This is a genomic window from Phytobacter massiliensis JC163, from assembly GCF_000321045.1.
In the GTDB taxonomy this organism is placed as follows: Bacteria; Pseudomonadota; Gammaproteobacteria; order Enterobacterales; family Enterobacteriaceae; genus Phytobacter_A; species Phytobacter_A massiliensis.
On record NZ_HE578945.1, the window covers coordinates 1,345,147 to 1,349,500 of the forward strand.

Here is a 4,354-nt window from a genome sequence, read left to right on the forward strand (position 1 = left end):
AAGTAAAACTGCGTTAACGGAACTCTACGGCATCGCCAACCCTGACAATCTGCCGATGGCGGAACTGTGGATGGGCGCGCACCCGAAGAGCAGCTCAAAAGTGCAGGACGCGCAGGGAAACGTGCAGACGCTGCGTGACGTTATTGATACGAACAAAACCGCCCTGCTGGGCGAAGCGGTGGCCGCGCGTTTCGGCGAACTGCCTTTTCTATTCAAGGTGCTTTGCGCCGACCAGCCGCTTTCCATTCAGGTGCATCCGAATAAGCAGGCTTCCGAAGCGGGGTTTGCGAAGGAGAACGCGGCGGGCATTCCGCTGGACGCCGCCGAGCGTAACTACAAAGACCCTAACCACAAACCCGAACTGGTCTTTGCCCTGACGCCGTTTCTGGCGATGAACGCCTTTCGGCCTTTCGCCGACATCGTCTCGCTGCTGCAGCCGGTAGCCGGGGCGCACCACGCGATTGCCCATTTCCTTGAAGCGCCGGGCGCAGAGCGTCTCAGCGAGCTTTTCGCCAGCCTGCTCAATATGCAGGGTGAAGAAAAGTCACGGGCGCTGGCGGTGTTGAAAGCGGCCCTCAACAGCCAGCAGGGCGAACCGTGGCAAACTATTCGCCTTATCGCTGAGTTTTATCCTGACGATAGCGGCCTCTTCTCGCCGCTGCTGCTCAATGTGGTGAAACTTAACCCCGGCGAAGCGATGTTTCTGTTCGCCGAGACGCCGCATGCCTATCTACAGGGCGTGGCGCTGGAGGTGATGGCCAACTCGGATAACGTGCTGCGCGCCGGGCTGACGCCGAAGTACATTGATATTCCGGAACTGGTGGCGAACGTCAAGTTCACGCCAAAACCGGCGAATACGCTGTTAACGCAGCCGGTGAAGCAGGCCGACGAACTGAGTTTCCCGATCCCGGTTGAGGATTTCGCCTTCTCCCTGCACGACCTCTCTACCCAGGGTGCGCAAGTGGCCCAGCAGAGCGCGGCGATTCTGTTCTGCGTCGAAGGCGAAGCGGTGGTGGCGAAAGGCGATTTGCGCCTCACCCTTAAGCCTGGAGAGTCTGCCTTTGTCGGCGCCGATGAGTCTCCCGTTACCCTCAGCGGCGTCGGACGGGTGGCCCGGGTTTATAATAAGCTCAACTAAGTTACTGAACTTTTTGATAAGGATTGCTAAGCTTTACGGAGCCTTTTCACACACCCAGGCGGGATGGACCGCCTGGTTTTATTTTAGGGATAAATAACTATGAAGAAAACGCTGGTTGCTGCAGGAGTGATCATTGCGCTGGGCGTCATCTGGACAGGTGGCGCGTGGTATACCGGGAAGCAACTCGAAAGCCGCCTCGACGAGATGGTAAGTCGTGCTAACAGCGAGCTGAAACGCACCGCCCCCGAAACGAACGTGGAGCTGGTGGCGCAGAATTATCAGCGCGGGCTGTTCAGTAGCCAGCTGGATCTGGTGGTCAAACCCATTGACGGCCAGCCGAACGCATGGCTTAAGCCGGGCCAGACGGTTGTGCTGAACGAAAAGGTCGATCACGGTCCTTTCCCGCTGGCGCAGCTTAAGCATTTCAACCTGCTTCCGGCGATGGCTTCGGTTCATACCACGCTTGCCAACAATGAGGTCACCAAACCGCTGTTCGACATTGCGAAAGGCGAGTCTGCTTTCGTTGCCGATACGCGCATTGCCTATGACGGCGCTACCCGCACCGATCTTACCCTGCGCCCGCTCAATTCAGAACAACCGAACGCGAAAGTGGCGTTCAGCGGCGGCGATTTCCGTATCGATGCCGACAAAGACGGCAATACGGTTTCGGTGAACGGTGAAATCGAGAGCGCGCTGGTTGACGCGGTGAATGAGTACGGTCAAAAAGTTCAGCTCAGCATGAACAAGTTCAAGTCTGAGGGTAAAACCGAGCTCACCAGCTTTGATGAGCGTATCGGCAACCAGAAAACCACGCTGGATAAGCTGGCTGTCTCCATCGAAAACAAAGAGATGGCGGTTCTGGAAGGCATGGAGCTGAACGCGAAATCCGACGTGGGTAAAGATAAAAAAACCATCGACAGCCAGATTGATTACACCCTCAACAGCCTGAAAGTGCAGAACCAGGACATGGGTAGCGGCAAGCTGACCCTGAAAATCGGTCAGATTGATGCCAAAGCCTGGCGCCAGTTCAGCCAGCAGTACAATGGCCAGGTGCAGGCGCTGATGGCGCAGCCTGAGGTGGTGAAAGATCCGCAGCTGTATCAGCAGAAAGTGACGGAGGCGTTTATCGGCGCCTTCCCGCTGCTGCTGAAAGGCGAGCCGGTGGTGACGATTGCGCCGCTGAGCTGGAAAAATGGCAAAGGTGAGACGGCCTTCAACCTCTCCCTGTTCCTGAAAGATCCGGCCACCGCTACCGCTGCGCCGCAGAGCGTGGCTGACCAGCTGGATCGCAGCGTAAAATCTCTCGACAGCAAACTGACTATTCCGGTTGATATGGCGACCGAATTTATGACTCAGGTGGCGAAACTTGAGGGCTATCAGGGGGATCAGGCTGAGAAGCTGGCTCAGCAGCAGGTGAAAGGGTTAGCGGCCATGGGCCAGATGTTCCGCATCACCACCATGGACAACAATACCATCACCACCAGCCTGCAGTACGCTAACGGCCAGGTGACGCTGAACGGTCAGAAGATGCCGCTGGAAGAGTTCATCGGCATGTTCGCCATGCCAGCGCTGCCAGGCGTACCGGGGCAGCCTGCCGTACCGCCCACGGGCGAGCCGGCAACGCCACCAGCCGCACCGGCAGTTCCGCAGCAGTAATTATCAGCCCCTCTTCGGAGGGGCTTTTTTATGGCGCAACCACCAGCCCCGGCGGTAAAACCGCGTGATGCAGCACGCGCTCAGGATCGTCCACGCGCTGTAAAATCCGCTCTGCCAGCAGGTATCCCATCTCCCGCCCGGAAATGGTGGCCCAGGTGACCGGAATGTCATACTGCCCCTGCTCACGGGCCTCCGCAAACGCCGCCAGCGCCACCTGCTGTTCGAAAAAGCGATCCAGCCCGGTGCCGGTCTGACGGCCAGCCCGCAGCAGCCCAAACCAGGCGCCGATCGCCGTCAGCCCGTTATAGCAGACAATGGCATCAATGGTGGGGTTCAGGCTGAGCAGAGACTGCACCGCCTCCGCCGCCTGTTTCTGGCTTGCGCCGCACTCCGCCACCCATTCGCTATGAAACGGCAGGCCATACTTCAACAGCGTGGCGCAATAGCCCCCCACACGCTCAGCCCGGATAAGCGAAGAGCTTTCGCCGCCTACCCATGCAATTCGCTGATGCCCCTGCGCGATAAGATGCTCCGTCACCCGCTGCGCCGCCAGCATATTGTCGGGGCGTACCGTATCGTTATCGTCGGGATAGTTGGCCCGCGAGGCGAAAATAAGCGGTATGCCCGCCTCCTGCGCGCGGGCACGAAGCGCCGCCCCCGCCTCGCCGGGCGATCCGGCGATAATAATGCCGTCCACGCCCTGGGTTATCAGCGTGTTCAGCCGCGCCAGCATATGTTCGCCGCCGCGCCCGCCCTGCAGTAAAAAAACCATGCGCCCTTCACTCTCCAGCGCTTCGGTCAGGCCGGAAGTGGTCTCAGCATAAAACGCCTGGGCAAGATCGCTCACGATCAGTCCAATCACGCCCGTTTGTCCGCCGCGCAGCGCCGAAGCCTGGCGGTTGCGCACAAAGCCAAGCTCCTCAATTGCATTATGCACGCGCTGCCCGGTCTGGGCGGAGATACGACCTTTGCCGCTGAGCACCAGCGATACCGTTGTGACAGAGACACCGGCCGCCAGCGCGACATCGTTAATCGTGATTTTTTTTGCCATTGTCATAGAAAGGATTTCGAAGTAGATAAAACGATTTATCAATATTGCTATGTATAAACCATAGGTTACTTTAATTATGTGATTTATCTCGCGCTAAAATTTGATAAAACGTTTTATCTTCTCGCTGCATTGATCCTTATCAGAAAACCAGGAGTCCGCATGTCGGAGAAAAGAAAGCAGAAAATTTCCCTGTGGGAATTTTTTCAGCAGTTGGGAAAAACCTTTATGTTGCCTGTCGCCCTGCTCTCCTTTTGCGGGATTATGCTTGGCATCGGCAGTTCGCTCAGTAGCCACAGCGTCATCACCCTGCTCCCGGCGCTGGGCAACCCGCTATTGCAGGCCATCTTTATCTGGATGGGCAAAGTCGGTTCCTTCGCCTTCAGCTTTTTGCCGGTGATGTTCTGTATTGCTATTCCGCTAGGGCTGGCGCGGGAAAATAAAGGCGTTGCCGCTTTTGCGGGCTTTGTCGGCTATGCGGTGATGAACCTTGCCGTCAATTTCTGGCTGAC

General features: G+C 57.4%; 4 protein-coding genes. 3 read left to right on the top strand and 1 reads right to left on the bottom strand.

All coding sequences use genetic code 11. From position 1 onward, the window contains the following. Both manA and ENTHG_RS06635 read left to right on the top strand, forming a co-directional pair. On the top strand, positions 1 to 1,138 hold a 1,138-nt coding region (manA, locus tag ENTHG_RS06630), incomplete at its 5' end, for a mannose-6-phosphate isomerase (RefSeq protein WP_044176912.1). Between the two features lie 99 nt (positions 1,139 to 1,237). Further along, complete coding sequence (locus ENTHG_RS06635) at positions 1,238 to 2,794, top strand: YdgA family protein (protein ID WP_044176923.1); 1,557 nt, start codon at positions 1,238 to 1,240, stop codon at positions 2,792 to 2,794. 28 nt (positions 2,795 to 2,822) lie between these two features. On the opposite strand, the gene malI is transcribed toward ENTHG_RS06635, so the two are convergent. Then, positions 2,823 to 3,851 (bottom strand): Mal regulon transcriptional regulator MalI, encoded by a 1,029-nt coding sequence (gene malI, locus ENTHG_RS06640; RefSeq protein ID WP_044176932.1) that lies wholly within the window; start codon positions 3,849 to 3,851, stop codon positions 2,823 to 2,825. A 153-nt stretch (positions 3,852 to 4,004) separates the two neighbouring features. On the opposite strand from malI, the gene ENTHG_RS06645 reads away from it, so the two are divergent. After that, a partial coding sequence (locus tag ENTHG_RS06645; protein ID WP_044176938.1) for a PTS transporter subunit EIIC occupies positions 4,005 to 4,354 on the top strand: 350 nt, incomplete at its 3' end.